Origin of the sequence: Pseudomonas sp. CG7 (assembly GCF_023701885.1) — a bacterium.
GTDB classification, from domain to species: domain Bacteria; phylum Pseudomonadota; class Gammaproteobacteria; order Pseudomonadales; family Pseudomonadaceae; genus Aquipseudomonas; species Aquipseudomonas zanjanensis.
Map to the genome: position 1 here is coordinate 25259 of NZ_JABAEE010000002.1, position 26651 is coordinate 51909.

General features: G+C 60.6%; 24 protein-coding genes and 1 pseudogene. 13 read left to right on the forward strand and 12 right to left on the reverse strand.

From position 1 onward, the window contains the following. Both HGO40_RS01150 and HGO40_RS30710 read right to left on the reverse strand, forming a co-directional pair. Window positions 1-312 carry a tetratricopeptide repeat protein gene (locus HGO40_RS01150; RefSeq protein WP_250961539.1) on the reverse strand — a complete coding sequence of 104 codons (312 nt, stop codon included), beginning with the start codon at window positions 310-312 and terminating at the stop codon, window positions 1-3. Window positions 313-404: 92 nt separating this feature from the next. Then, window positions 405-500: pseudogene (locus HGO40_RS30710) on the reverse strand (potassium transporter peripheral membrane component); the annotation flags it as partial. Window positions 501-1021: 521 nt separating this feature from the next. Between HGO40_RS30710 and HGO40_RS01155 the strand changes: the two are divergent. The 3 genes from HGO40_RS01155 (at window position 1022) to HGO40_RS01165 (ending at window position 4367) form a co-directional block, all read left to right on the forward strand. Next, window positions 1022-1996: an aKG-HExxH-type peptide beta-hydroxylase gene (locus tag HGO40_RS01155; RefSeq protein WP_250961540.1), complete on the forward strand. Its 975-nt coding sequence runs from the start codon at window positions 1022-1024 to the stop codon at window positions 1994-1996. Between the two features lie 3 nt (window positions 1997-1999). Further along, window positions 2000-2908 carry a DMT family transporter gene (locus HGO40_RS01160; RefSeq protein ID WP_250961541.1) on the forward strand — a complete coding sequence of 303 codons (909 nt, stop codon included), beginning with the start codon at window positions 2000-2002 and terminating at the stop codon, window positions 2906-2908. Between the two features lie 286 nt (window positions 2909-3194). After that, window positions 3195-4367: an MFS transporter gene (locus HGO40_RS01165; protein WP_250961542.1), complete on the forward strand. Its 1173-nt coding sequence runs from the start codon at window positions 3195-3197 to the stop codon at window positions 4365-4367. Between the two features lie 20 nt (window positions 4368-4387). Here HGO40_RS01165 and HGO40_RS01170 read toward each other — a convergent pair whose 3' ends face one another. The 5 genes from HGO40_RS01170 to def all read right to left on the reverse strand — a co-directional run bounded on the left by HGO40_RS01170 (window position 4388) and on the right by def (window position 9117). Beyond that, window positions 4388-4699 carry a tetratricopeptide repeat protein gene (locus HGO40_RS01170; protein WP_250961543.1) on the reverse strand — a complete coding sequence of 104 codons (312 nt, stop codon included), beginning with the start codon at window positions 4697-4699 and terminating at the stop codon, window positions 4388-4390. A gap of 175 nt (window positions 4700-4874) precedes the next feature. Continuing rightward, the gene (gene trkA, locus HGO40_RS01175; RefSeq protein WP_250961544.1) at window positions 4875-6248 is read right to left on the reverse strand and encodes a Trk system potassium transporter TrkA; all 1374 of its coding nucleotides are present in this window, start codon (window positions 6246-6248) and stop codon (window positions 4875-4877) included. Window positions 6249-6272: 24 nt separating this feature from the next. Then, on the reverse strand, window positions 6273-7583 hold the full coding sequence (gene rsmB, locus HGO40_RS01180; protein WP_250961545.1) for a 16S rRNA (cytosine(967)-C(5))-methyltransferase RsmB: 1311 nt from the start codon (window positions 7581-7583) through the stop codon (window positions 6273-6275). Further along, window positions 7580-8539, reverse strand: coding sequence for a methionyl-tRNA formyltransferase (fmt, locus tag HGO40_RS01185; protein WP_250961546.1), 960 nt, complete (start codon window positions 8537-8539; stop codon window positions 7580-7582). The genes rsmB and fmt overlap by 4 nt, the downstream gene beginning before the upstream one ends. A gap of 71 nt (window positions 8540-8610) precedes the next feature. After that, window positions 8611-9117 (reverse strand): peptide deformylase, encoded by a 507-nt coding sequence (gene def / locus HGO40_RS01190; protein ID WP_030138961.1) that lies wholly within the window; start codon window positions 9115-9117, stop codon window positions 8611-8613. Window positions 9118-9271: 154 nt separating this feature from the next. Here def and HGO40_RS01195 point away from each other — a divergent pair, with 154 nt between their 5' ends. From HGO40_RS01195 to tsaC, 3 genes are all read left to right on the forward strand, one after another. After that, window positions 9272-10297: a LysM peptidoglycan-binding domain-containing protein gene (locus tag HGO40_RS01195; protein WP_250961547.1), complete on the forward strand. Its 1026-nt coding sequence runs from the start codon at window positions 9272-9274 to the stop codon at window positions 10295-10297. A gap of 80 nt (window positions 10298-10377) precedes the next feature. Next, window positions 10378-11472 (forward strand): DNA-processing protein DprA, encoded by a 1095-nt coding sequence (dprA, locus tag HGO40_RS01200; protein ID WP_250961548.1) that lies wholly within the window; start codon window positions 10378-10380, stop codon window positions 11470-11472. A 61-nt stretch (window positions 11473-11533) separates the two neighbouring features. Continuing rightward, complete coding sequence (gene tsaC, locus HGO40_RS01205; RefSeq protein WP_250961549.1) at window positions 11534-12091, forward strand: L-threonylcarbamoyladenylate synthase type 1 TsaC; 558 nt, start codon at window positions 11534-11536, stop codon at window positions 12089-12091. A 423-nt stretch (window positions 12092-12514) separates the two neighbouring features. Here the strand turns inward: tsaC and HGO40_RS01210 are convergent, their stop codons facing one another. Further along, window positions 12515-13492: an NADPH:quinone reductase gene (locus HGO40_RS01210; protein ID WP_250961550.1), complete on the reverse strand. Its 978-nt coding sequence runs from the start codon at window positions 13490-13492 to the stop codon at window positions 12515-12517. A 164-nt stretch (window positions 13493-13656) separates the two neighbouring features. Between HGO40_RS01210 and hemF the strand changes: the two genes are divergently transcribed. Both hemF and aroE read left to right on the forward strand, forming a co-directional pair. Further along, complete coding sequence (gene hemF, locus HGO40_RS01215; RefSeq protein ID WP_250961551.1) at window positions 13657-14571, forward strand: oxygen-dependent coproporphyrinogen oxidase; 915 nt, start codon at window positions 13657-13659, stop codon at window positions 14569-14571. A 13-nt stretch (window positions 14572-14584) separates the two neighbouring features. Further along, window positions 14585-15406 carry a shikimate dehydrogenase gene (gene aroE, locus HGO40_RS01220; protein WP_250961552.1) on the forward strand — a complete coding sequence of 274 codons (822 nt, stop codon included), beginning with the start codon at window positions 14585-14587 and terminating at the stop codon, window positions 15404-15406. Window positions 15407-15607: 201 nt separating this feature from the next. Here the strand turns inward: aroE and HGO40_RS01225 are convergent, their stop codons facing one another. From HGO40_RS01225 to betC, 3 genes are all read right to left on the reverse strand, one after another. Further along, window positions 15608-17176 carry a SulP family inorganic anion transporter gene (locus HGO40_RS01225; RefSeq protein WP_250961553.1) on the reverse strand — a complete coding sequence of 523 codons (1569 nt, stop codon included), beginning with the start codon at window positions 17174-17176 and terminating at the stop codon, window positions 15608-15610. A 161-nt stretch (window positions 17177-17337) separates the two neighbouring features. Continuing rightward, window positions 17338-18258 (reverse strand): choline ABC transporter substrate-binding protein, encoded by a 921-nt coding sequence (choX, locus tag HGO40_RS01230; protein ID WP_250961554.1) that lies wholly within the window; start codon window positions 18256-18258, stop codon window positions 17338-17340. A 15-nt stretch (window positions 18259-18273) separates the two neighbouring features. Continuing rightward, the gene (gene betC, locus HGO40_RS01235) at window positions 18274-19788 is read right to left on the reverse strand and encodes a choline-sulfatase (RefSeq protein WP_250961555.1); all 1515 of its coding nucleotides are present in this window, start codon (window positions 19786-19788) and stop codon (window positions 18274-18276) included. Between the two features lie 114 nt (window positions 19789-19902). Here betC and HGO40_RS01240 point away from each other — a divergent pair, with 114 nt between their 5' ends. After that, window positions 19903-20853 carry a choline sulfate utilization transcriptional regulator gene (locus tag HGO40_RS01240; protein WP_250961556.1) on the forward strand — a complete coding sequence of 317 codons (951 nt, stop codon included), beginning with the start codon at window positions 19903-19905 and terminating at the stop codon, window positions 20851-20853. 73 nt (window positions 20854-20926) lie between these two features. Here the strand turns inward: HGO40_RS01240 and HGO40_RS01245 are convergent, their stop codons facing one another. Next, window positions 20927-21586 carry an NAD(P)-dependent oxidoreductase gene (locus tag HGO40_RS01245; protein WP_250961557.1) on the reverse strand — a complete coding sequence of 220 codons (660 nt, stop codon included), beginning with the start codon at window positions 21584-21586 and terminating at the stop codon, window positions 20927-20929. 84 nt (window positions 21587-21670) lie between these two features. Here HGO40_RS01245 and HGO40_RS01250 point away from each other — a divergent pair, with 84 nt between their 5' ends. From HGO40_RS01250 to HGO40_RS01265, 4 genes are all read left to right on the forward strand, one after another. Beyond that, a complete protein-coding gene (locus HGO40_RS01250) occupies window positions 21671-22009 on the forward strand; it encodes a DOPA 4,5-dioxygenase family protein (protein ID WP_186706413.1) in 339 nt (112 codons plus the stop codon). A gap of 447 nt (window positions 22010-22456) precedes the next feature. Further along, complete coding sequence (locus tag HGO40_RS01255) at window positions 22457-23764, forward strand: CitMHS family transporter (RefSeq protein ID WP_250961558.1); 1308 nt, start codon at window positions 22457-22459, stop codon at window positions 23762-23764. Window positions 23765-23841: 77 nt separating this feature from the next. After that, the gene (locus HGO40_RS01260; RefSeq protein ID WP_186706414.1) at window positions 23842-24609 is read left to right on the forward strand and encodes a TerC family protein; all 768 of its coding nucleotides are present in this window, start codon (window positions 23842-23844) and stop codon (window positions 24607-24609) included. 328 nt (window positions 24610-24937) lie between these two features. Next, a complete protein-coding gene (locus tag HGO40_RS01265) occupies window positions 24938-26596 on the forward strand; it encodes a Na/Pi cotransporter family protein (protein WP_250961559.1) in 1659 nt (552 codons plus the stop codon). The last annotated feature ends 55 nt before the right edge of the window (window positions 26597-26651 follow it).

The window sequence follows — 26651 nt, forward strand, 5'->3', positions numbered from 1 at the left end:
TCAGGGGTGGCGATCCAGCTTCTTGAGGAACACGGTCATTTCTTTTTCGGCTTGTGTGTCACCGTGGGCGCGGGCGGCTTCCAGGCCTTGTTCCCAGGCTTGGCGGGCTGCGGCGGTGTCGCCTAGGCCTTGGTGGGCTTTGCCCAGTAGTTTCCAGGCTGCGGAATATTTGGGGTCGAATTCGACGCAGCGCTGGAGGTGTTCGGCGGCGCGGGGGAAATCGCCTAGGTCGAGGTAGCCTTTGCCGAGGCCGAAGCGGAGAAGGGCGTTGTCCATGCCCTTGGTGAGCATTTTTTCCAGGGAGTCGAGCATGGCGGCGTCCCTATCGGTGTGTCAGGGGTTGATCAGTGGCTGTTGGATAGCTTGCTCGCGATGGGGCCATGACTGCCACCGCACAGCCTGGATCAGAAAAAGCTCAACCCCACATGGAACAGCTTCTCGACATCGCGAATATGCTTCTTATCCACCAGGAACAGGATCACAGGGTCGCCGGTCCGGATCGACCGCGATACCGCCGACGATGTCCAAGCCCCATAAGGTCGTGACGACCATGCCTGTGTTCCGCGCTGCTGAAGCAGCGGGCGAAATATTCTGGCTCATGTCCAGCCTCCGATAAATCTGGCGCCAAAAACTATGACACGGCTTAGTCAGGTTGACTTTTTGCTCTTCGACGACCAAGCGACAATTCATATTCCTGAAATTGGATCCAATATAGCGAATGGGTATATACCGCGAAAAAATAATAGTGTCATTTATCAAAATGGTTATGTTAGTTTCGCTCTGCCTTGCAATGAAATGCGAATGGCATAATCTTTCAAAAAAATGGAGCTTTTTATGAAACTCGATATGTCCAAACTGATCGTATCTCAATCCGCACTGAGCCTGACTGCAATGGTTGCGCTGTCGAGCGTAAACAAATCTATCGGCGAATAATATTTCGACGGTGATTTATTAGAAGGACTGCCATATTCCTATGGCGGTCCTTCTTTTTATGGAGAGCCCGTTTTCAAGGAGGAAACAATTGAGCATCTTAATCACAAACGAAGAGTATCGCCAAGACGCTTACGCATTGCTCAATCAATACAAAGAGTCGATGACCTACTTGGCAAGCGTGTTCGATGACAACTATCAAAAATCCGACGCCGTGACCAAGCTGTCCTGGAAGTCTTTCGCGTTCTACAATAAATGCATCAAAAGCCTGCAAGCCAATGATGCGGATTCGGGCTTACTTTTTTTTCAAGAAGCCAAGCAAAGCGAAAGGCAAGGAGCAGAAGGATTCAGGGTTTCCGGATTCTCTGAAAACAACCGAACAGAAGAAATTGATTTGGTTGCCGATGAAATACGAGAAGAGGCGTCTGGCAAAATCAGCATTGGGTTCATCAGCGCTGATGTTGCTGAGGTTGAGAAAGCCAAGTTAATCGCCGGAATAGAACTTCTCAAAGCCCAATCGATAGATCTCTACAATGAAGCTGAGATCCTAATAGATGAAATAGTCTTGACGGGGCCAGGTGATGAATACCATGTCAGATCGGCCAGTAGTTACAATTTATTAGGGCTGGTTTTGATATGGGCCGATGAAGTCCATAGCCCCATCTATTACGCACAACAGGTAGTCCATGAGGCGGCTCATTTAAGGCTGTTTTTAAAAAGCACAGATGACCGCTTTGTCTTGAATCCAGAAAGTGAATTATACACAGCGCCATTCAGGCCTGATGCACGTCCCATGCTCGGTATATTCCACGCACTTTTCGTACTGGCCAGAATTGCACTCGCGATGGCTGGCTTGGGAAAAATAGCACCTGGGAAACTAGCAGAGGAAGCACTTGAGAAAGGGCGGGTGGCTGAGAAGCGATTTTTCGCGACCGCAGCCCAGATCAAGCGGGACGGGGTGTTGACGCCCATGGGGCAACAAATTTTCGATGAGTGCTTGGAAGAAATGACCAAAATATCACCTTTTCGCAATGTGTATGATGACATGCTGAAAAATGGATTTTGACCCATGAGCAGTCTTAAAAAAATCGCCCCACAGGATTACGCATTTTTATTGCTAGTGGCGCTGATCTGGGGTGGGAACTTCGCCTTGATCAAGGTAGGGCTTGAACAAATCAAACCCTTCGTGATGACATTTGTCAGGTTTTCGCTTTGCGTCTTCCCGTTTGTATTTTTCATGCCAAGACCTAAGATTCCAGCTTATGTACTCGCCGCCTATGGATTATTGTTTGGGGGCGGAATATGGGGCTGCGCCAACATCGCCATCTATACAGGCACCTCTCCCGGCACGGTATCCCTCATCATTCAGCTCAGCGCGTTCATTACCTTTATCATTGGCCTGATTGCCTTTAAGGAAAGAGCTTCCAACATCAGCATTATCGCCCTCGCGATATCACTCGCTGGACTGTTTTTGATGCTAATTAATAACAATCAGGGTTCAGGTCCCTTGGGCGTTGCTACCTGCTTGCTCGCAGCTTTTTGCTTTAGCATGTGTACTTTTATTATTCAAAAATACAAACCTACAGACCTGCTGCCCTTTATGGTTTGGAGCTTCTTATTCAGCCTTCCAGTTCTATTTGTTCTGGCCTTGTACTTTGAAGGTGCCGACTCATTCTATAGCCTGAAGGATGCGATAAATTACAAAGTCATCGTGTCGCTGATCTCACAGTCTTACGTGACGACTCTGCTGGGGTACTGGATATGGAACTACAACATCAGGAAGTATTCCGGCTCCACCGTGGCCCCCATCGGCTTGCTGGTTCCGTTTTTCGCCATCATCATTTCCTACCTGTTTTTCAGCTACCCGATAAACGGAACAGTCATTCTATCGATAGGCTTGGTTTTCTGCGGCGTGATCTTGTTCAACCTACGACATAGCATTGAGCTGTTGTTTAACAAGACCGCCATACAGCGATGACACCACCTTGCTCAGGTTTAAAATTTTCCGCAAGAACATATGCACCATTTCAATGCCGCCTCGGCCAAGCCGCCCAGAAAAAGTGCGTTCCGCTTGTCATTTTTGAACGCATTTTTGCTCGTTGATGTAATTGCAAGTTTAACTTTATAAGCGTCTTTAAAACGGGGTTTTAGCGTGCATGAAAACGCTATGGCCAGCATTTATCACGGCCCAGGCGGTCGTTCACAGCGCTCAAGGATGCCGTTCACTTCCGTCATGCCGAAACGCTTACGATAGGGAAATCTTCATGAAGAGTTTTTCAAAAGAATTGGCTATTTTTTTAGTCTGCTCAACGGCTTACCGCCTATGTTCCGGGGCATTGGTGGTCTCCCTGACGTGGACCATCCTCAACCAGAACGAAGGTGGTTATTTGCCTTTGGCATTGGCGATTTTTTGCTCGTTCATTCCGGCCTTCATCACGCCGGTGATCATCAAGCGGCTGTCGGTGCGAATGAACGGGCGAAAAATGAGCAGCTGGTTTACGTTTTGTCTGGCCGGCCTCAGCCTGGTGGTAGGGGCAAGCCGAGACATCACCCTTGCGCTGCTAGTCGCCAACCTTTTTGTCTGGCTGGTTTTCATGCTGCTCGAAGCCAGCTTGGATATGTGGTTCACCCAGGTTCAGCGCGGTATGGATCAAGCCTCTGTCAGGCGCATCAGTGGTGCAACCACTGCAACCGGTCAAGCGGCCCTGATGATTGGGCCGTTGTTGGCAGCCGGCTTGATGCCGATCCTGCCAGGTATGGGGTTCTTCATTTTTCTGGGCGCTGGATTCCTGCTGGTATCAGCGATTTGCTACATCCGCCATGGTCGCTCGGTGGTGGCACAAGAGACTAGCGAGACAGTTGCGCCCGCCAAGCTTCCACTCACCCTGTTTGTGCCAATGGTACTGATCTGGCCAATCCTCGGTGCCTTCAACTTCATGCTCCCAGTGTATGTGTCGAGCCATGGCTGGGCGCTATTTGAGCTGGGTGTGCTGGATGCAGTGTTTGGCCTGGGGATGGCGTTGGTGGGCGTGCTGATCATTCTGAGTAATACCGGTCGCAATCTATCGGTATTTCTCTCCGGGCTGATCGGGCTGGCCGTCATTTCCGCAGCGGTATGGTTTATGGTGCCGGATACCCTGGTGCGCAAAGCTCTGAGCCTGCTGATCCTTGGCATGGCCTTTGGCGGTGCGCGGGTGCATATCCGAGCCGCTATTGCCTACCGCTACAGCGAGGCTGCCGTTGGTGCATGTGTTAGCCGGGCGAATGCCCTCGCAACGCCGGTCTTGCTGTTAATCCTCAGCCTGCAACTGGCATTGATTGAGAGCGCGTGGCTGATACCGTTTCTGATGATTGCCTTGTCCATTGTTCTCTTGCTACAGACATCGGCGACTCGCTTTGCCCAAGGGCACACGGGTCCGATAACAGCAGGTGCCTGATCGTCTTGTTTTGTCTGTGTTCAGGGGTGGCGATCCAGCTTCTTGAGGAACACAGTCATTTCTTTTTCGGCTTGTTTGTCACCGTGGGCGCGGGCGGCTTCCTGGCCTTGTTCCCAGGCTTGGCGGGCTGCGGCGGTGTCGCCTTGGCCTTGGTGGGCCTTGCCCAGTAGTTTCCAGGCGGCTGAATACTTGGGGTCGAATTCGACGCAGCGTTGGAGGTGTTCGGCGGCGCGGGGGAATTCGCCTAGGTCGAGGTAGCCTTTGCCGAGGCCGAAGCGGAGAAGGGCGTTGTCCATGCCCTTGGCGAGCATTTTTTCCAGGGAGTCGAGCATGGGGGCGTCCTTATCGGTGTGTCAGGGGTTGATCAGTGGCTGTTGGATAGCTATCGCGAGCAAGCTCGCTCCCACAGGGGTTGGGGGTTGCTCACGATATTTGTGAGCAATGGAGACCCGGTGTGGGAGCGAGCTTGCTCGCGATGAGGCCATGACTGCCACCGCACAGCCTGGATCAGAAAAAGCTCAACCCCACATGGAACAGCTTCTCGACATCGCGAATGTGCTTCTTATCCACCAGGAACAGGATCACATGGTCGCCAGTCTGGATGACAGTATCGTCGTGGGCGATGAGCACTTCTTCGTCGCGGATGATCGCGCCAATGGTGGTGCCGGGTGGCAGGCCGATGTCGCGGATGGCTTTGCCGATCACTTTGCTGGACTTGGCGTCGCCGTGGGCGATGGCTTCGATGGCTTCGGCCGCGCCGCGGCGCAGGGAGTGGACGCTGACGATGTCGCCGCGGCGCACGTGGGCGAGCAAGGTGCCGATGGTTGCCAGTTGCGGGCTGATGGCGATGTCGATGTCGCCGCCCTGGATCAGGTCGACGTAGGCCGGGTTGTTGATGATGGTCATGACCTTTTTCGCGCCCAGGCGCTTGGCCAGTAGCGAGGACATGATGTTGGCTTCGTCGTCGTTGGGCAGGGCCAGGAAGATGTCGGCGTCGGCGATGTTTTCTTCCAGCAGCAGGTCGCGGGCGGAGGCGCTGCCTTGCAGCACCACGGTGCTGTCGAGGGTGTCGGAGAGGTAGCGGCAGCGCGCCGGGTTCATCTCGATGATCTTGACCTGGTAGCGGCTTTCGATGGCTTCGGCCAGGCGTTCGCCGATCTGGCCGCCACCGGCAATGACGATGCGTTTGTAGTTCTCGTCGAGGCGGCGCATTTCGCTCATGACGGCGCGAATGTTCGCCTTGGCGGCGATGAAGAACACTTCGTCGTCGGCTTCAATCACCGTGTCACCCTGGGGCAGGATCGGCCGGTCACGGCGGAAAATCGCGGCGACACGGGTCTCGACATTGGGCATGTGCTCGCGCAATTGGCGCAGTTGCTGGCCCACCAGCGGGCCGCCGTAGTAGGCCTTGACCGCCACCAGTTGTGCCTTGCCTTCGGCAAAGTCGATCACCTGCAAGGCGCCAGGGTGTTCGATCAGGCGCTTGATGTAGTTGGTGACCACCTGTTCGGGGCTGATCAGCACGTCCACGGGGATCGCTTCGTTGTCGAAGAGGTCGGCGCGGGTCAGGTAGGCGGCTTCGCGCACCCGGGCGATTTTGGTCGGGGTGTGGAACAGCGTGTGGGCGACCTGGCAGGCGACCATGTTGGTTTCGTCGCTGTTGGTCACGGCCACGAGCATGTCGGCGTCGTCGGCGCCGGCCTGGCGCAGCACGGTGGGCAAGGAGCCGCGCCCTTGCACGGTGCGGATGTCGAGACGGGCGCCGAGGTCGCGCAGGCGTTCGCCGTCGGTGTCGACCACGGTGATGTCGTTGGCCTCGCTGGCCAGGTGTTCCGCCAGCGAACCGCCGACCTGCCCTGCACCCAGGATGATGATTTTCATCCATTCACTCCTATCGAATCGGTTTTAACCGCGTGCGGCGGCGATTTTGATCAGCTTGGCGTAATAGAACCCATCGTGGCCGCCTTCCTGGGCCAGCAACTGCCGGCCGTGAGGCTGCTTGAGGCCGGCCTGGGTGGCGATGTCCAGCTCCCGGGCGCCTGGCGTGCGGGCGAGGAAGGCTTCGATCACGTCGGTGTTTTCGGTCGGCAAGGTCGAGCAGGTGGCGTAGAGCAGCATGCCGCCGACTTCGAGGGTCTGCCACAGGGCATCGAGCAGTTCGCCTTGCAACACGGCCAATGCGGCGATGTCGTCCGGCTGGCGGGTGAGCTTGATGTCCGGATGGCGGCGGATCACGCCGGTGGCCGAGCACGGCGCGTCGAGGAGGATGCGCTGGACCGGTTTGCCGTCCCACCACGCAGCCGCGTCGCGACCGTCGGCGGCAAACAACTCGGCGTCCAGGCCCAGGCGTTCGAGGTTTTCCTTCACCCGCACCAGGCGCTTGGCTTCCAGGTCCACGGCCACCACGCCGGCCAGCTTCGGCTCGGCTTCGAGGATGTGACAGGTCTTGCCCCCTGGCGCGCAGCAGGCGTCCAGCACCCGTTGGCCGGGCGCCAGCTCCAGCAGGTCGGCGGCCAGTTGGGCGGCTTCGTCCTGGACGCTGATCCAACCTTCGGCGAAGCCCGGCAGTGCGCGCACATCGCCCGGGGTTTCCAGGATGATGCCGTCGCAGCTGTATTGGCACGGGATGGCCGGGATGCCCGCCTCGCCCAGCAACGCCAGGTAGGCATCGCGGGTGTGGTGGCGACGGTTGACCCGCAGGATCATCGGCGGATGGGCGTTGTTGGCGGCGCAGATGGCTTCCCACTGCTCGGGCCAGAAGGCCTTGAGGGATTTCTGCAACCAGCGCGGGTGGGCGGTGCGCACCACCGGGTCGTGTTCCAGTTCCGCCAGCAGGGTTTCGCTTTCCCGTTGGGCGCGGCGCAACACGGCGTTGATCAGGGCCTTGGCCCAAGGTTTTTTCAGCTTGTCGGCGCAGCCCACGGTCTCGCCGATGGCGGCGTGGGCGGGGACGCGGGTGTAGAGCAGTTGATAGAGGCCTACCAGCAGCAGCGCCTCGACGTCGGCATCGGCGGCCTTGAACGGCTTCTGCAACAGCTTGGCCGCGAGGGCCGAGAGGCGCGGCTGCCAACGGGCGGTGCCGAACGCCAGGTCCTGGGTGAAACCGCGATCGCGATCTTCGACCTTGTCCAGTTGGGTCGGCAGGGAACTGTTCAGCGAGGCTTTGCCGCTGAGGACGGCGGCAAGTGCCTTGGCGGCGGCCAGACGCGGGTTCATGAGGCGTCCGCCGCTTGGCCGAGGACGGTGCCGACGGCGAATTTCTCACGACGGCTGTTGAACAGGTCGCTGAAGTTCAGCGCCTTGCCGCCGGGCAGTTGCAGGCGCGTCAGGCACAGTGCTTGATCGCCACAGGCAACGACGAGGCCGTCCTTGCTGGCGCTGAGGATTTCTCCGGGTGCGCCCTTCCCTTCGGCGCGACTGGCCGCCAGCACTTTCAGGGCTTCGCCGTTCAAGGTGCTGTGGCAGATCGGCCAAGGGTTGAAGGCCCGCACCAGGCGCTCCAGCTCGACGGCTGGGCGGCTCCAGTCGATGCGGGCTTCGTCCTTGTTCAGTTTGTGCGCGTAGGTGGCGAGGCTGTCATCCTGCACTTCGCCTTCCAGCGTGCCGGCGGCCAGACCTGCAATGGCTTGGACCACCGCTGGCGGGCCGATCAGCGCGAGGCGGTCGTGCAGGCTGCCGCCGGTGTCTTCGGCGCTGATGGGGGTGCTGGCCTTGAGCAGCATCGGCCCGGTGTCCAGGCCGGCTTCCATACGCATCACGGTCACGCCGCTCTCGGCATCGCCGGCTTCCACCGCACGTTGGATCGGCGCCGCACCGCGCCAGCGCGGCAGCAGCGAGGCGTGGCTGTTGATGCAACCCAGGCGCGGGATGTCCAACACCACTTGCGGCAGGATCAGGCCGTAGGCGACCACCACCATCAAGTCGGGCTTCAGCGCCGCCAGTTCGGCCTGGGCCTGGGCGTCGCGCAGGGTCGGCGGCTGCAACACCGGCAAACCATTTTCCAGTGCGAGTTGTTTGACCGGGCTGGGCATCAGTTTTTGCCCGCGACCTGCGGGACGATCCGGCTGGGTGTAGACCGCGACGATTTCATGGGGGCTGGCCAGCAGGGCCTTGAGGTGTTCGGCGGCAAACTCGGGAGTGCCGGCAAAGACGATGCGCAGTGGCTCAGTCATGGAAAACTCTCAATTACAAAGCAGTCGCAAAAAGAAAAAGGCTTGCCGCGGCAAGCCTTTGAAGAGGGGCATCAAGCGTTCTGGCGATGGATCTTTTCCAGTTTTTTCTTGATCCGGTCACGCTTGAGATTAGACAGGTAATCAACGAACAACTTGCCGTTGAGGTGGTCGCATTCGTGCTGGATGCACACCGCCAGCAGGCCTTCGGCGATCAGTTCGTAAGGCTGGCCGTCACGGTCCAGGGCCTTGATCTTGACCTTCTGCGGACGGTCGACGTTTTCGTAGAAGCCCGGCACCGACAGGCAGCCTTCCTGGTACTGGTCCATCTCGTCGGTCAGGGTTTCGAACTCGGGGTTGATGAACACCCGGGGCTCGCTGCGGTCTTCGGAGAGGTCCATGACGACGATACGCTTGTGCACGTTGACCTGGGTCGCGGCGAGGCCGATGCCGGGCGCCTCATACATTGTTTCAAACATGTCATCGACCAGCTGACGCACTTCGTCGTCCACTACGGCCACCGGTTTGGCGATAGTGCGCAGGCGCGGGTCCGGAAATTCGAGAATGTTCAAAATGGCCATAAGCTTGATAAATGCACGTGTGAGGTAAAGTCGGGTGGCTGGCCTGGCGTGTGTCGGGATGCAGGCTACCGTTGTAAAACGTTGCTCTTGAACAGAGCGAGCCACGGGGGCTCTGGCGTTTTACGCGAACGCACATAATAAAGGGATTCACCGCATGAGGAAATCACTACTCGCCCTGCTGCTCCTGGCCTCGGCCGGTATCGCGCACGGGCAAGTGCAACTTCGGGAAGGTTTTCCCCAGCAATACACGGTGGTGACGGGGGACACGCTGTGGGACATTTCCGGTAAATACCTGCGCGAGCCGTGGAAATGGCCGGAGCTGTGGCAGGCCAACCCACAGATCGAAAACCCCAACCTGATCTATCCGGGCGACACCCTGTCGCTGGTCTACGTCAACGGCCAGCCGCGCCTGACCCTCAATCGCGGCGCCTCGCGGGGCACCATCAAGCTGTCGCCGCGCATTCGCAGTTCGCCGGTGGCCGATGCGATCCCGAGCATTCCGCTGCAAGCCATCAACAGCTTTTTGCTGAGCAACCGCATCGTCGACACGGCGGAAGATTTCAACAAGGCGCCCTACGTCGTCGCCGGCAATGCCGAGCGGGTGCTCAGCGGCATGGGGGACCGGGTCTTCGCTCGTGGTGCGTTCGATGAGAGCCAGACGGCGTACGGCATCTTCCGCCAGGGCAAGGTCTACACCGACCCCGAGCCCAAGGAATTTTTGGGCATCAACGCCGACGACATCGGCAGCGGCGAAGTGGGCGCCAGCGAGGGCGATGTCACCCCCCTGGCCCTGCAACGCACCACCCAGGAAGTTCGCCTGGGTGATCGGCTGTTCAGCGGCGAAGAGCGCTCGATCAACTCGACCTTCATGCCCAGCGCGCCGAAATCGGACATCCAAGGCCTGATCCTCGATGTCCCCCGGGGCGTGACGCAGATCGGCGCGCTGGACGTGGTCACCCTGAACAAGGGGCGGCGCGACGGGCTGGTGGAAGGCAACGTACTGGCGGTGATGAAGACCGGTGAAACCGTGCGCGACCGCATCACCGGCGAGCCGGTGAAAATCCCCGATGAACGGGCCGGCCTGCTGATGGTGTTCCGCACTTACGACAAACTCAGTTACGGCTTGGTGCTGTACGCCTCGCGGTCGTTGGCGATCCTCGACAAGGTGCGCAATCCGTAACGGGTCTCACAAGTTACCAACAGAGTTATCCACAGCTTGTTCCCGTTTCAGCGGGACGATAATGATCAAGGATTGATCACATGCCATTGCCTGAATCTGCTTCGGTTCCGCCTGCGGAACTGGAGGCCCGCCTGCGCTTGCATCGCTTGCCGGCGCTGGGCCCTAAACGTTTCATGACCTTGATGGAGGCCTTTGGCTCGGCGTCCAAAGCCATCAGCGCACCGGCCAGCGCCTGGCGGGCGCTGGGGTTGCCGGCCACGTGCGCCGAGGCCCGACGCGCCCCGGACATACGTGACGGCGCCGCCCACGCATTGGCCTGGCTAGACGGCCCGGCCCAGCATTTACTGATGTGGGACCAGCCTGATTACCCGGCGCTGCTGGCGCAAATCAGCGACGCACCGCCGCTGCTGTTCGTCGCTGGCGCCCCCTCGATCCTGGAAAAACCGCAGCTGGCGATGGTCGGCAGTCGTCGGGCATCGCGGCCGGGCATGGACACGGCGGCGGCGTTTTCCAGAAGCCTGGCCGGCGCTGGTTTTGTCATCACCAGTGGCTTGGCGTTGGGCATCGATGCGGCGGCCCATCAGGCGGCGCTGGACGTTGGCGGATGCACCGTCGGCGTGCTCGGCACTGGCCTGGAAAATTTTTATCCACAGCGCAATCGTCGGCTGGCGGACGCGATGATTGCCCAGGGCCGCGCGGTGGTTTCGGAATTCCCGCTGGACGCAGCGCCTAACGCCAGCAACTTTCCGCGCCGCAACCGAATCATCAGCGGTTTGTCCCTGGGGGTGCTGGTGGTAGAGGCGAGTGTCGCCAGTGGCTCGCTGATCACCGCCCGCCTGGCGGCGGAACAGGGTCGCGAGGTGTATGCCATTCCTGGCTCGATCCATCACCCTGGGGCCCGGGGCTGTCATCAACTGATCCGCGACGGTGCGGCGCTGGTGGAAACCGTCGAGCACATTCTTGAAGCGTTGCGCGGTTGGCAACGACTGCCGCTGGCCGCCGAGCCTGTGGCCGTGACCCATCCGCTGCTGCGCCTGCTGCATGCCGCGCCGCAGAGCAGCGAGGCGCTGGCCGACGCCAGTGGCTGGGGTTTGCCCAAGGTGCAGGCGGCGTTGACCGAGCTGGAAATGGAGGGGCGCGCCGCTCGTGACAACGGACGCTGGTTCGCACGCTAGGTTTTATGGGGAAGATCGGTAAACTGCCCACAGCCTTAATTGCGTTGCGGGAGAATCTTTCATGGTCAACAGTTGGCGTGTGCAACAAGCCGCGCGAGAAATTCGCGCCGGGGCGGTGATTGCCTATCCAACCGAAGCGGTCTGGGGCCTGGGTTGCGACCCATGGAACGAGGAGGCCGTGGAACGCCTGCTGGCGATCAAGTCGCGGCTGCCCGACAAAGGCCTGATCCTGGTGGCGGACAACATCCACCAGTTCGACTTTCTGTTCGAAGACTTCCCCGAAACCTGGATGGACCGCATGGCCAGCACCTGGCCAGGGCCCAATACCTGGCTGGTGCCGCACCAGAACCTGCTGCCGGAGTGGATTACTGGCGTGCACGACACCGTCGCGCTGCGGGTCAGTGATCATCCCACCGTGCGTGATTTGTGTGCGCTGGTCGGGCCGCTGGTGTCCACGTCGGCCAACCCCCAGGGGCGCCCGGCAGCGCGCACGCGAATTCGCGTCGAGCAGTATTTCCGCGGGCAGATCGACCTGGTGCTGGGCGGCAACCTGGGCGGGCGCAAGAACCCCAGCGTGATTCGCGACCTGGCGACCGGCAAGGTCGTGCGGCCGGACTGAGCCCGAACACAAACGTTGCATCTTGCATAAACCACTGTGGGAGCGAGCTTGCTCGCGATAGCGCCAGGACAGCCAGCATCAATGTTGACTGATACACCGCTATCGCGAGCAAGCTCGCTCCCACAGGGTTTTGTGTTGCACACAGTACTTATGAACACCACCGAACAAGTGTGGGAGCGAGCTTGCTCGCGATGGCGCCAGGTCAGCCAGCATCAATGTTGACTGATACACCGCTATCGCGAGCAGGCTCGCTCCCACAGGGTTTTGTGTTGCACACAGTACTTATGAACACCACCGAACAAGTGTGGGAGCGAGCTTGCTCGCGATGGCGTCAGGTCAGCCGGCATTAATGTTGGCTGACCCACCGCTATCGCGAGCAAGCTCGCTCCCACAGGTACTGCATGTACCCTTGGGTACCCAATCTCAAGGCAGCAGAATGGTCGACCCCGTCGTGCGCCGCGCTGACAACTCGGTATGGGCCTTGGCCGCTTCCGCCAGTGGATAACGCTGGTTGATATCCACCGTGAGCTTGCCGCTGGCAATCATCCCGAACAATTCATCAGCCATGCGCTGCAGGTTTTCGGCGTTGTTGGCGTAGGTCGCCAGGGTTGGGCGGGTGACGTACAGCGAGCCCTTGGCCGAGAGAATCCCCAGGTTCACGCCGTCCACCGCGCCGGAGGCGTTGCCGAAGCTCACCACCAGGCCACGAGGCGCCGTGCAATCCAAAGACGTCAGCCACGTGTCCTTGCCAACGCCGTCGTACACCACCGGGACTTTCTTGCCGTCAGTCAATTCCAACACGCGCTGCGGGACGTTTTCCTTGCTGTAGTCGATGACTTCCCAGGCGCCGTGGGATTTGGCGATGGCGGCTTTTTCCGCCGAGCTGACAGTGCCGATCAGCTTCACGCCTAGAGCCTTGGCCCATTGGCAGGCCAGGGAACCGACGCCACCGGCGGCCGCGTGGAACAAAATGGTTTCGCCGCCCTTGAGTTCATATGTCTGGCGCAGCAGGTATTGCACGGTGAGGCCCTTGAGCATCACCCCGGCGGCCTGTTCGAAACTGATGGCTTCGGGCAGGTGCACCAGATTGGCCTCGGGCAACACATGCACATCGCTGTAGGCGCCCAGCGGACCGCTGCCATAGGCCACGCGATCGCCGACCTTGAACCGGGTGACGTCGGAGCCAACCGCCTCGACCACGCCCGCGCCCTCGGCGCCCAGGCCAGAAGGCAGCGCTGGCGGCGGATACAGACCACTGCGGTAATAGGTGTCGATGAAGTTCAGGCCGATCGCCTTATTGCTGACGCGCACCTGCTGCGGGCCCGGCTCGGCCGGCTGGTATTCGACGTACTCGAGCACTTCGGGACCGCCGTGGGAACTGAACTGGATACGTTTGGCCATCTTCACTTTCTCCTTGTCGCAGGACTTTTTACCAAGCCTGCTATCGGACTCCTAAGCTTGACCGTCGTCAACTGTGGCGTGGGCAAGTGCGGTGGTATCCTGTGCGCCCATTTGCCACCGGCCCGCTATACGCCGCGTAGCGTAGCCCTGATCAAGGTGATGTCATGTCCACTCGCACCGAGGCCGTGAAAGCCTATCTGCTCGACCTGCAAGACCGTATCTGCGCCGCCCTGGAAACCGAGGACGGCGGCACGCGCTTCATCGAAGACGCCTGGACCCGGCCTGCCGGCGGTGGCGGTCGCACGCGGGTGATCGAAAACGGCACGGTGATCGAAAAGGGCGGCGTCAACTTTTCCCACGTCTTCGGCAGCGGTCTCCCACCTTCGGCCAGCGCCCATCGGCCAGAACTGGCCGGTCGCGGCTTCGAAGCGCTGGGCGTGTCGCTGGTGATCCACCCCCTCAACCCCCCCGTGCCGACTTCCCACGCCAACGTGCGCTTTTTCATCGCCGAGAAGGAAGGCGAAGAGCCGGTCTGGTGGTTTGGCGGCGGCTTCGACCTGACGCCTTATTACGGCGTGGAAGAGGATTGCGTGCATTGGCACCGCATCGCCCAGCAAGCCTGCGAACCGTTCGGCCCGGACGTCTATTCGCGCTACAAGGCCTGGTGCGACAGCTATTTCCACATCACGCAGCGCAACGAGCCCCGGGGCATCGGCGGCCTGTTTTTCGACGACCTGAACGAGTGGGACTTCGACACCAGCTTCGCCTTCATGCGCGCCATCGGCGACGCCTATATCGATGCCTACCTGCCGATCGTGCGTCGTCGCAAGCACGATGCGTTCACCGCCCAGCAACGGGAGTTCCAGGAATACCGCCGCGGGCGCTACGTGGAATTCAACCTGGTCTATGACCGCGGCACCCTGTTCGGGCTGCAATCGGGTGGACGTACCGAGTCGATCCTGATGTCCCTGCCGCCGCAAGTGCGCTGGGGCTACGACTGGAAAGCCGAGCCGGGCAGCGAAGAAGCGCGGCTGACCGAGTATTTCCTGCAGGATCGCGATTGGCTGGCAACGGCCTGAACGGGGATTATCCATGGACCGCTACGTTGTAATGGGTAACCCGATCGGCCACAGCAAGTCGCCGTTGATCCATCGCCTGTTTGCCGAGCAGACCGGGCAACGCCTGGACTACAACACGCTGCTGGCACCGCTGGAGGATTTTTCCGGGTGCGCCCAGGCATTTTTCCGCGAGGGGCGTGGGGCGAACGTCACGGTGCCGTTCAAGGAGGACGCCTTTCGCCTGGCCGACAGCCTGACCGAGCGGGCCCAACGGGCCGGGGCGGTCAATACGTTGAGCAAGCTGGCCGACGGTCGCCTGTTGGGTGACAACACCGACGGTGCCGGGCTGGTCCGGGACCTGACCGTCTACGCCGGCTTCAGCCACAAGGGCAAGCGCATCCTCTTGCTCGGCGCCGGCGGCGCGGTGCGCGGCGCCCTGGAACCGCTGCTGGCCGAAGCGCCGGCCTCGGTGATCATCGCCAATCGCACGGTGGAAAAAGCCGAATTGCTCGCCGAGTTGTTCGCCGACCTGGGGCCGGATTCGGCCAGTGGCTTCGACTGGTTGCAAGAGCCGGTGGACCTGATCATCAACGCCACCTCCGCGAGCCTGTCAGGGGACGTGCCACCGATTGCCGCCAGCTTGATCGAGCCCGGCAAGACGGTTTGCTACGACATGATGTACAGCAAGGAACCGACTTCATTCTGCCGTTGGGCCCGTGAGCACGGGGCGGCGGTGGCGATGGATGGCCTGGGCATGCTCGCCGAACAGGCGGGCGAAGCCTTCTACCTGTGGCGCGGGGTACGCCCGGACACCGCACCGGTGCTGGCCGAGCTGCGCCGCCAGTTGGCGCTATGAACGGTGAACTGAACTGTGAACTGTGAACTGTGAACTGTGGCGAGGGAGCTTGCTCCCGCTCGGGTGCGAAGCGCCCGCCTGACTGACCGCACGACACTTAAGGTTGGCAAGCCCTCTAGGACTGCTTCGCAGCCCAGCGGGAGCAAGCTCCCTCGCCACAGGGGATGCCTGCCTTGAGCACAGGTATGTCTGCCTTGAGCCCTAGTCTTCGAAATGAATCGGGCACGCCTGCGCCCCTTCCAACTTCAACAACTCCTCCACCACCTGCGGCCGGGCCATGCGCAACGTCAGGCTACGCCCCTGGCCGCGCAGGCGCCGGGCTTCCTGATGGAGCATTTCCACCCCGGAATAATCGATGAAGTTGATCGGCTGGGCATCGATGACCACCCGCTGCGCCTGCAACCGTTGCAGGCGCACTTGCAGGTAATGGCTGGCGCCGAAAAAGATCGAGCCGCCGACCCGCAGCATCTCCGCCTCCCCTTCGCGAAAATGCTGTACCCGCGGCTGCGAGGTGCGCTTGAGGTAAAAGAACAGCGAAGCGAGCACGCCGGCATAAATGGCGGTTTGCAGTTCCAGCAGCAACGTGGCCAGGCAGGTCAGGCTCATCACCACGAATTCGGCGCGACTCACGCGGTACAACGCGCGGATACCCCGGTGATCCACCAGCCCCCAGGCGATCAGCAAAATGCTGCCGGCCATGGCGGGAATCGGGATGTGCGCGATCAGTTTCGCCCCGGCGACCGCAAACAGCGCCACCCACAAGGCCGAGAACACCCCGGCCAGGGGCGAGCAGGCCCCGGCTTCATAGCTGAGGCCGGAACGGGTGAAGGAACCGGCTGACAATGATCCGGAGAAAAATCCTCCGACAATGTTGGAAAGCCCCTGCGCCCTCACCTCCTGATTCGCATCGAGCAACTGCCCGGACCGTACCGACAATGAACGAGCGATAGACAGGCTGGTGACCAACCCGAGCATGCCCACCGCGACGGCACCGGGCAGCAGGCGCAGGATCAGCTCCAGGTCCAGCGGCAGCAAAGTGAGCGGCGGCAGGCGCCCGGCGAAAGCACTGACCAGCGCCACATGCCCGAACATCGCCGGCCACAACCAGACTACCAGGCTGCTGATGACTAAAGTTATCAACAGGCTCGGCCAACGCGGCAGCAAGCGCTTGAGCACGACCCCCAGAATCAAAGTGCCCAATCCCAGCAGCAGCGATGCCTTATCCACAGCCCCGATGTGGTCGACCAGCATCAGCAGGCCCCTCAACGCCGTGGCTTCGTTCGGCAGGTCGAGGCCCAGCAGGTTCGGCAACTGCCCCAGGGCGATGACCACCGCCGCGCCCAGGGTGAAACCCAGCACCACCGAGTGGGAGACGAAATTCACCAGCGCCCCGAAACGCAGCAAACCCAGCAACCACTGGAAGATACCCGCCAGCACCGTCAGCAGCAGGATCAAGGTGATGTAGTCCTGGGATGCGGGCACGGCCAGCGGACTGACGGTGGCGTACAGGACAATGGAGATTGCCGCCGTAGGACCACAGATCAGGTGCCACGACGAACCCCACAGGCAGGCGATCAGCACCGGTACGATCGCCGCGTACAAGCCGTACTCGGGAGGCAGGCCGGCAATCAGGGCGTAGGCGATGGATTGCGGCAACGCGAGAATCGCGCCGCTGAGGCCGACGATCAGGTCACGGCCGACACTGGCCCGGGTCTGCCGGGGCAGCCAGCTCAGGAAGGGAAAAAGTGAATGGCGCGTGGGGATTGCCATGGGGCCTCAAGGAATGGGGTTTGGCGCAAGAGTCTCAGGTGAACCCATGTGGCGAGGGAGCTTGCTCCCGCTCGGTCGCGCAGCGGCCGCAAAAAATCGGGACCGCTGCGCAGTCCAGCGGGAGCAAGCTCCCTCGCCACAAAAGCCGCTCGCCATTATGCCTAGAGCTTGGCCTTCACCGCCGCCAACGCGTCCTTGCCATCCAATGTCTTCACACCCTCCAGCCATTTATCCAGCACCGCCGGGTTGGCCTTGATCCAGGCCTTGGCCGCATCGGCGTTGCTGACCTTGTTGTTGACCACCTCGGCCATGATGCTGTTTTCCATTTCCTGGGTGAAGCTCAGGTTGGTCAGCAGCTTGCCCACGTTCGGGCAGGCCTGTGCATAACCTTTGCGCGTCAGCGTATAGACGCTGCCGGTGTCGCCGAAGTATTTCTCGCCGCCCTTGAGGTAGTGCATTTTCAATTGCACGTTCATTGGGTGCGGGGTCCAGCCGAGGAAGGTCACGAACTTCTGTTTTTTCACCGCCCGGGAGACTTCCGCCAACATCGCCTGCTCGCTGGACTCCACCAGTTTCCACTCGCCCATGCCGAAGTCGTTGGTCTTGATGATCTCTTTAAGGGAGAGGTTGGCCGGGGCGCCGGAACCAATGCCGTAGATCTTCTTGTCGAACTTGTCGGCGAATTTGTTCAGGTCGGCAAAGTTATGCACACCCGCGTCCCAGACATAGTCCGGGACCGCCAGGGTGAACTCGGTGCCGTCCAGGTTCTTGGCCAGTTGCGTGACGTCGCCATTGGCCACGAATTTGTCATAGAAGCCCTGCTGCGCCGGCATCCAGTTACCCAGGAACACATCCACCTGGCCGTCCTTGAGGCCGCCGAAGGTGATCGGCACGGCGAGGGTGTCGACCTTGGCCTTGTAGCCCATCCCGTCCAGCAGGAAACCGGTGATGGCATTGGTGGCGGCAATGTCGCTCCAGCCCGGATCGGCCATCTTCACCGTTTCGCAGCTTTGCTCGGCCCAGGCCGAAACGCTGCTCAATGCCAACAGCCCAGCGGTCAGTACTGTGGATAACTTTTGCATGGCTTGCCCCTTACGTTATTGGTTTTGGCAGGGTTGTGGATAACGGGCCTTGCGCTCCAGATCGTCGAGGTCGATGTGGTTACGCATGTACTGCTGGCTGGCGTCCACCAGCGGCTGGTGATCCCAGCTCTTGAGTTTGCCCAGGGTCAGCGCCTGGGCGACGAAACGGCGGCGGCGCTGGCTGGCAAGAACCTGTTGGTGAATGGTCGAAATATCCCACTTGGCGCGGGCTTCGGCGAGAAAATCGCTGAACAGGGACAGATGCTCGGCGGATTGGCTGAGATCTTCCAATTCCTTGGGATCGTTGCGAACATCGAACAGCAGGCACGGGTCATCTTCGCTGTAGATGAATTTCCAAGGGCCACGACGGATCATCATCAACGGGCTGATGGTGCCTTCGGCCATGTACTCACCGAAGACTTCATCATGGCCGCCCTGCCCTTGCAGGTGCGGCACCAGCGAACGGCCATCCAGCGGCAAGCCCGGTTCCAGCGTGCCCCCGGCCAGTTCCACCAGGGTCGGCAGCAAGTCGGCGGTGGACACGGCCGCGCCCACCCGGGCGCTGGCGAACTGCCCTGGTGCGCTGATCAGCAACGGTACGCGAGCGGCCATTTCGAACCAGTGCATTTTGTACCAGAGGCCCTTTTCGCCGAGCATGTCCCCGTGATCGCCGGAGAACACGATAATCGTATCGTCCAGCAGACCGGTGTCCTCCAGGGTTTGCAGCCGCTTGCCGACGTTGCTGTCAATGTAGCTGCATGCGCCGAAATAGGCGCGACGGGCATCGCGAATCTTATCCACAGGCAGCGGCTTGTCCCACAAGTCATAGACCTTCAGCAGTCGCTGGGAATGTGGATCGAGGTCCGTTTGCGCCGGGGTCTGGGGCAATGGGATGTCGTTGTCGTCATACAAATCCCAAAAGGCCTTGGGAATCGTGTACGGGTCGTGTGGGTGGGTCATCGACACGGTGAGGCAGAACGGCTGTTCACCGTCCTCGCGGATGTGGTCGAACAGGTACTGCTGGGCCTTGAACACCACTTCTTCATCGAATTCCAATTGGTTGGTGCGCACGCAAGGCCCGGCCTGCAACACCGACGACATGTTGTGGTACCAACTGGGCCGCACGTCCGGCTCGTCCCAGTTCACCGCCCAACCGTAGTCGGCCGGGTAAATGTCGCTGGTCAGCCGCTCTTCGTAGCCGTGCAGTTGGTCGGGGCCACAAAAGTGCATCTTGCCGGACAACGCCGTGCGATAGCCGAGGCGGCGCAGGTAATGGGCGTAGGTCGGCACATCTGCGGGAAAGTCCGCCGCGTTGTCGTACGCGCCGATCTTGCTTGGCAACTGGCCGCTCACCAGGGTAAACCGCGACGGCGCGCACAGCGGGCTGTTGCAATAGGCGGCGTCGAACACCACGCCCTCGGCGGCCAGGCGTGACAGGTTCGGCAGCTTGATCGGTGAAGGACCGTAGATCGGCAACATTGGCGCGGCCATTTGATCGGCCATGATGAAAAGAATGTTCTTGCGCTTCATGTATTCGCGGCATTCCATAGTAGGCAGTTATGCGACATTGCTGCGATTGAGCATGTAGCCCCCGGGTTTTGGGGTAAAGCCCATGCAGGATAATGACTAGGATAAGCACAGCTTATGTATGACGCCCTGGGTAACCTGTCCCTGGAACTGTTCCGAGCCTTTGAAGCCGCGGCCCGCCAACAAAGCTTTACCGCGGCGGCGATTGAGCTGGGCACCACGCAACCGGCCATCAGCCAGCAGATCAAGCGCCTGGAAGAGCAACTGGGCACGCGGTTGTTCGATCGCATCTACCGCGGCATCGAACTGACCGAGGCCGGGACGATCCTGTTCGAGCAGGTGCAGGCCGGTTTGCAGAGCATCGATGCCGGGCTCAGCGCCATCACCGCCCAACACCAGCATGAGGTGCTGCAAGTCGCCACGGACTTCGCCTTCGCCGCCTATTGGCTGATGCCGCGCCTGCATCGCTTTCACGCCGCCAACCCGCAGGTGGACGTGAGCCTGGTGACCAGTGAACGCAACCACAACATGCTCCGCACCGATATCGACGTTGCCGTACTGTTCGGCGACGGTCGCTTCAAACAAGGCGAAAGTCGCTGGCTGTTCAGCGAAGAAGTCTTCCCGGTGTGCAGCCCGCTGCTGCGCAAGGAACGTCCCCTGCCCTTGCCCGCCCAGGCCTTGGCGGAATTTCCGTTGCTGCATTTGCGCGCGAGCAACAGCAACAGCTGGTTCGACTGGAGTGGTGTATTCCGCGAATTGGGCATCACCTCGCCGCCGGCGCCCGGACAGTTGCGCTTCGACAACTACACGCTGCTCATCCAGGCGGCGATTGGCGGCCAAGGCGTCGCGATTGGCTGGCGGCACCTTGTGGATAACTTATTGGCCCAGGGCCTGTTGTGTCGTCCGATCGCGGAAACGGTGCTGTCGCGGCTGGGGTATTACGTGGTCTTGCCCCAGCGTAAACGGCGCGGTGTGTTGATCCGGCAATTCGTCGATTGGCTGATGGAAGAACAGGCCAACAGCGCCGAATCGCTCACGGGATTGCCGTTGCCGTCGATTGCTGTTTGAGTACGTGGCCATCGTTTTAGGGCTGCTTCGCAGCCCAGCGGGAGCAAGCTCCCTCGCCACGGGATGTCCATCGCTAATTGGCGGGCACGAAGTTGACGTGCTCGCCCACGTGCAGGTTCAGGCGCAGCTCGTCGGCGATGCCGACCGCCACGCGGTTGAGCCGCTCCAAGGTTTCGGCCAGACCGGGTTCCAGGCTGGTACTGACCTGGCTGAAATGTTCGATGCCCAGGCCAGGCGCGGCGTAGGGCGCGTTGATCAAGGTCCACTGCAAGGCACTGCTCTTCAGGGCGTCGAGCATCTCTTCGGCGGCATGGCGCTGCAAATCATCGTCGGCCTGTTCTTCGTCCAGCATCGCAAAATCGCCCACCAGGAACAGCCGTGTCATGTTCACCGCCTGCATGCCGGCGATCAGGGCATCCACTGCCAGGACCTGCTCCACCGGGCCGGGAATCAAGGTGCGCTCCACCTGTTCGCTGTTCATCGGCAACCCTGGTGCGTTCAACAGGCACACCACGGCGCTGGCGCCGGCGACACTTTGCTTGACCCGCTCCGGGTCGAACAGATCGCCGGTCTTGGTTCGCAGGCCCGGGCGTGGGGCCAGGGCGGTGAGGTCGTCGAGAATGGCGATGACCTCATGCTGGCGCCGTAGCAGTTCAGCCATCAACGCACTGCCGAGGCTGCTCATGGCACCATAGAGCACCACTTTGATGACCGGGGTTTCGGCGTTTTTCATGGCTGTTTTCCTCGTTGTCCCGCCTGTAAAGGCTCTGACCCGCGGCAAGCGGCGAGGGTTCGGCCTCTTTTCAAGGAGAAACAGATGCAGCGGATCAAGGGCTACCACGCCCACGTGTATTTCGATGCCAACACCCTCGACCAGGCGCGGGCGCTGTGTGAGGAAGCGGCGCAGTTGTTCCCGCTGAAAATGGGCCGCGTCCATCAACGCCCGGTCGGCCCCCACCCGGACTGGAGTTGTCAGCTGGCCTTCGATCCGCAGTACATCGGCGTGGTCCTGCCGTGGCTGGCCCTGAATCGCAAGGGGCTGGTGATTTTCCTGCACCCGGAGACCGGCGATGACCTGGCCGATCACACCGACCATGCGATCTGGATGGGGGCGGTGCGGCCGTTGAATCTTTCAGCCTTTAAAGCAAAAACCTGACTGCTTTTGTGGCGAGGGAGCTTGCTCCCGCTCGGTTGCGCAGCGGCCGCAAAATCCTGGGGCCGCTGCGCAGCCCAGCGGGAGCAAGCTCCCTCGCCACAAAAGCACAGCAGCACAGCAGCACAGCAGCACATCAGCACAGCAGCACAGCAGCACACAACAACTCCGCAACACGGCTCGCTTGGCCAGTCATCAACCATTGCAGCGGCGAAAGGCTGCTGAAAGCTTGCGCGATTAGGAGCGCCTCACCTACCGGCAACAGACCGGTGGCCTACAACGAGTTTTTCTGATGCTCGTTCGGCCTTTTTAACAACAACAATGGTGATTCTGATGTCCGCTGCTACCCGTCCCGCTGCACCCACTCCATTCGTCCGCCCCGTGCTTTGCATCCTGCGCTGACCTGTCCGGTTCGCCTTCCATAGCCGCGCCACGCCTGGAGTATTTCCCATGCTGACTTTCCTTGGCTTCGCCATGGTCATCACGTTCATGTTCCTGATCATGACCAAGCGCCTGTCCGCGCTGATCGCCCTGATCATCATCCCGATCCTGTTCGCCCTGTTCGGTGGCTTCGCGCCGAAAATCGGCCCGATGATGCTCGAAGGCATCACCAAGCTCGCCCCGACCGGGGTGATGCTGATGTTCGCGATTCTGTATTTTGCCCTGATGATCGACTCCGGCCTGTTCGACCCGGCCGTGCGCAAGATTCTCAAGCTGGTCAAGGGCGACCCGTTGAAAGTTTCGGTCGGTACCGCCGTTCTGGCGCTCGTCGTTTCCCTTGATGGTGACGGCGCGACCACTTACATGATCTGCGTGGCCGCGATGCTGCCGCTCTACAGCCGCATCGGCATGAGCCCGCGCATCATGGCTGGCCTGATCATCCTTGCCGGCGGCGTGATGAACATGACCCCGTGGGGTGGCCCGACCGCCCGGGCGGCCAGTGCGCTGCACGTGGACCCGTCCGACATCTTCGTGCCGATGATTCCCGCCATGCTGGCCGGTGTCGTGGCAATCCTGGCAATCGCCTACATGTATGGCAAACGCGAGCGGGCGCGCCTGGGTGAATTGCACTTGGCGAGCGACGAGATCGACCACAGCGAAATCAGCGTGTCCCAGTTCCCGGACGCTCGCCGTCCGAAGCTGATCTGGTTCAACGGCGCGCTGACCCTGGCCCTGATGTGCACCCTGATCGCCGGCCTGTTGCCATTGCCGGTGCTGTTCATGGTGGCCTTCAGCATCGCGATGATCGTCAACTACCCGTGCCTGCAACAGCAGAAAGACCGCGTCGCGGCGCACGCCGGTAGTGTACTGGCGGTGGTCGGGCTGATCTTTGCGGCAGGGATTTTCACCGGCATCCTGTCCGGCACCGGCATGGTCGACGCCATGTCCAAGAGCCTGCTGGCGGTGATTCCGGAATTCCTCGGTCCTTACCTGGCGGTCATCACCGCATTGGTGAGCATGCCGTTCACGTTCTTCATGTCCAACGATGCATTTTATTACGGGGTGTTACCGGTTTTGGCCGAAGCCGCCAGTCATTACGGCATCACCGCCGTCGAAATGGCCCGTGCCTCCATCGTTGGCCAGCCCGTGCATCTGCTGAGTCCGTTGGATCCGTCGACTTATCTGCTGGTGGCCCTGGCGGGAATCGAGTTCGGCGATCACCAACGCTTCACCTTGAAGTGGGCAGTACTGGTTTGCCTGTGCATAATGTTCGCCGCCTTGCTGATGGGGATTTTTCCGCTGTTCAGCACTCTATAAAAGCAACGCCCGCTGCGTCGCCCCTCTCGGGTAACCGAAGGCGCGGCGCGGCCTAACACTCGCTCAAAGGAACTCACATGGAATGGCTGACCAACCCGGAAATCTGGGTTGCCTTCTTTACCCTGACTGCCCTGGAAATCGTTCTGGGCATCGATAACATCATCATGATCTCGATCCTGGTCAGCCGCATGCCCAAGCACATGCAGGCGCGCACCCGGATTTTCGGTCTGGCGCTGGCCATGATCACGCGGATCCTGTTGCTGCTGTCCATCACCTGGGTCATGCGCCTGACGGCCGATTTGTTCGAAGTGTTCGGCCAGGGCATCTCCGGTCGTGACCTGATCCTGTTCTTCGGCGGCCTGTTCCTGCTGTGGAAAAGCTCCCAAGAGATGTACCACGCGCTGGAAGGCGAAGATGAAAGCAGCGACGCGCCTTCGGGCAAGGGCGGCAATTTCATCTACACCATCATCCAGATCGCGATCATCGACATCGTGTTCTCCCTGGACTCGGTCATCACCGCGGTCGGCATGGTTTCCCATGTGCCGGTCATGGTCGCGGCAATCATCGTCGCCGTACTGGTGATGATGCTGGCTTCGGGCACCATCAGCACATTCATCGACAAGCACCCGTCGCTGAAAATGCTGGCGCTGTCGTTCCTGCTGGTGGTCGGTACCGTGTTGATCGCCGAGTCGTTCGACGTGCACGTGCCAAAAGGCTACGTCTACTTCGCCATGGCGTTCTCCCTGGCGGTGGAAGCAGTCAACATCAAGATGCGCACCGCGATGGCACGCAAGCGCAAGCAACAGGATCCGGTGAAACTGCGCAAGGACATGCCGGGTCAGTAAGGTAGAGGGCAGTGAATGAAAGGGGCTCTTGGAGCCCCTTTTTCATGCCTGCGGGAAAGCGGCCGGATGCAATACCTGTGGGAGCGAGCTTGCTCGCGATAGCGGCCTGACAGTCGAAGAAGATGTTGGATGTTATGGCCTCATCGCGAGCAAGCTCGCTCCCACAGGGGTGTTTGAGGAATTTATTTTCATGACAGTTTTGTTTCAATCAATTCTTTAGCTGTGCAATGCTGGCGCCCGTACCGTTCGCCAACTACAGCTTAAGTACAAGAACGAAGAATGTGGCATCACCCATTTGTTCCTTTGGGACGCTAACAGGGGGCCTCTCATGCTGACCCTGCTCAATTTGCTCTCCGCCGTGGCCCTGCTGATCTGGGGCACGCATATCGTGCGTACTGGCATCCTGCGGGTCTATGGCTCGAACCTGCGCCACGTCATCAGCCAGAACATGTCCCGGCGCTGGCTGGCGTTCATCGCCGGCATCATGGTCACGGCCATGGTCCAGAGCAGTAACGCCACGGCCATGCTCGTCACCTCGTTCGTCGGCCAGGGCCTGATGGCGCTGACCCCGGCCCTGGCGACGATGCTCGGCGCCGATGTCGGTACCGCGCTGATGGCGCGGGTGCTGACCCTCGACCTGTCGTGGTTGTCACCGCTGCTGATTTTCCTCGGGGTGATTTTTTTCCTCTCGCGCAAACAGACGCGCGTCGGGCAAATGGGCCGGGTCAGCATCGGCCTGGGCCTGATCATCCTCGCCTTGCAGTTAATCGTCGAAGCCGCCGCGCCCATCACCCACGCCCAAGGCGTGAAAGTGATCTTCGCTTCACTGACCGGCGACATCCTGCTCGATGCGCTGGTCGGCGCGCTGTTCGCGATGGTCTCCTACTCCAGCCTCGCTGCCGTGCTGCTGACCGCGACACTGGCCGGCGCCGCGGTGATCAGCCTGCCGGTGGCCATCGGCCTGGTGATCGGCGCCAACATCGGCAGCGGCATCCTGGCGTTCCTCAGCACCAGCATGCAGAACACCGCCGGACGCCAGGTGGCGCTTGGCAGCCTGCTGTACAAGCTGATCGGGCTGGTGTTGATCATTCCGGTGCTCGATCCGCTGGTGGGCTGGCTCGATAGCCTGGATTTCAGCCCCCAGGAAACCGTGATCGGCTTCCATCTGCTCTACAACGCCGTGCGGTGCCTGGTGTTGCTGCCCAGCGTCGGCCCGATGGCCAGGCTTTGTGCCTGGCTACTGCCGGAGCGGCCCGAGACCAACGGCACGGCCAAGCCCCGCCACCTGGACGCCACCGCCCTCGCCACCCCTAGCCTGGCCCTGGCGAACGCGGCCCGGGAAACCTTGCGCATCGGCGACCTGATCGAAAACATGCTCGAAGCCATGCTGGACGTGCTGCGCGGTGCGCAAACGGCGGTGACCCAGGACGTCCGGCGCATGAGCGATGACGTCGAAGCGCTGTGCAGCGCCATCAAGTTGTACATGGCGCAAATGCCCCGTGAGGACCTCAGCGAACAGGACAGCCGCCGCTGCGCGGAGATCATCGAACTGGCGATCAACCTCAAGCTGGCCAGCGACCTCATCGAGCGCATGTTGCGCAAGGTCCAGCAGCAGAAATCCTCGCAACGTCGTTCCTTTTCCGAGGTCGGCCTGGAGGAATTGGCGGGGTTGCACAGCCACTTGATCGCCAACCTGCGATTGGGCCTGTCGGTATTCCTCAGCGCCGACCGGGAAAGCGCCCGGCAGTTGTTGCGTGAGAAACGTCGCTTTCGGGCGCAGGAGCGGCGCATGGCCCACGCCCATGTCAGCCGTTTGCAACGCAAAGTCGTACAAAGCATGGAGACCAGTTCCCTGCACCTGGAGCTGATCGCTGACATGCGACGCCTCAATTCGCTGTTTTGCGGCAGTGCCTACGTGGTGCTGGAAACGTCCGAGATCGGCGCCCTGGCGGCCGATGAAATTTCCGACATTACCCATTCGCCGTGAACGACTGGCGCATTGGTCAGTCAGTAACAATGTCAGTGAAAAACGTCAGTCAAAA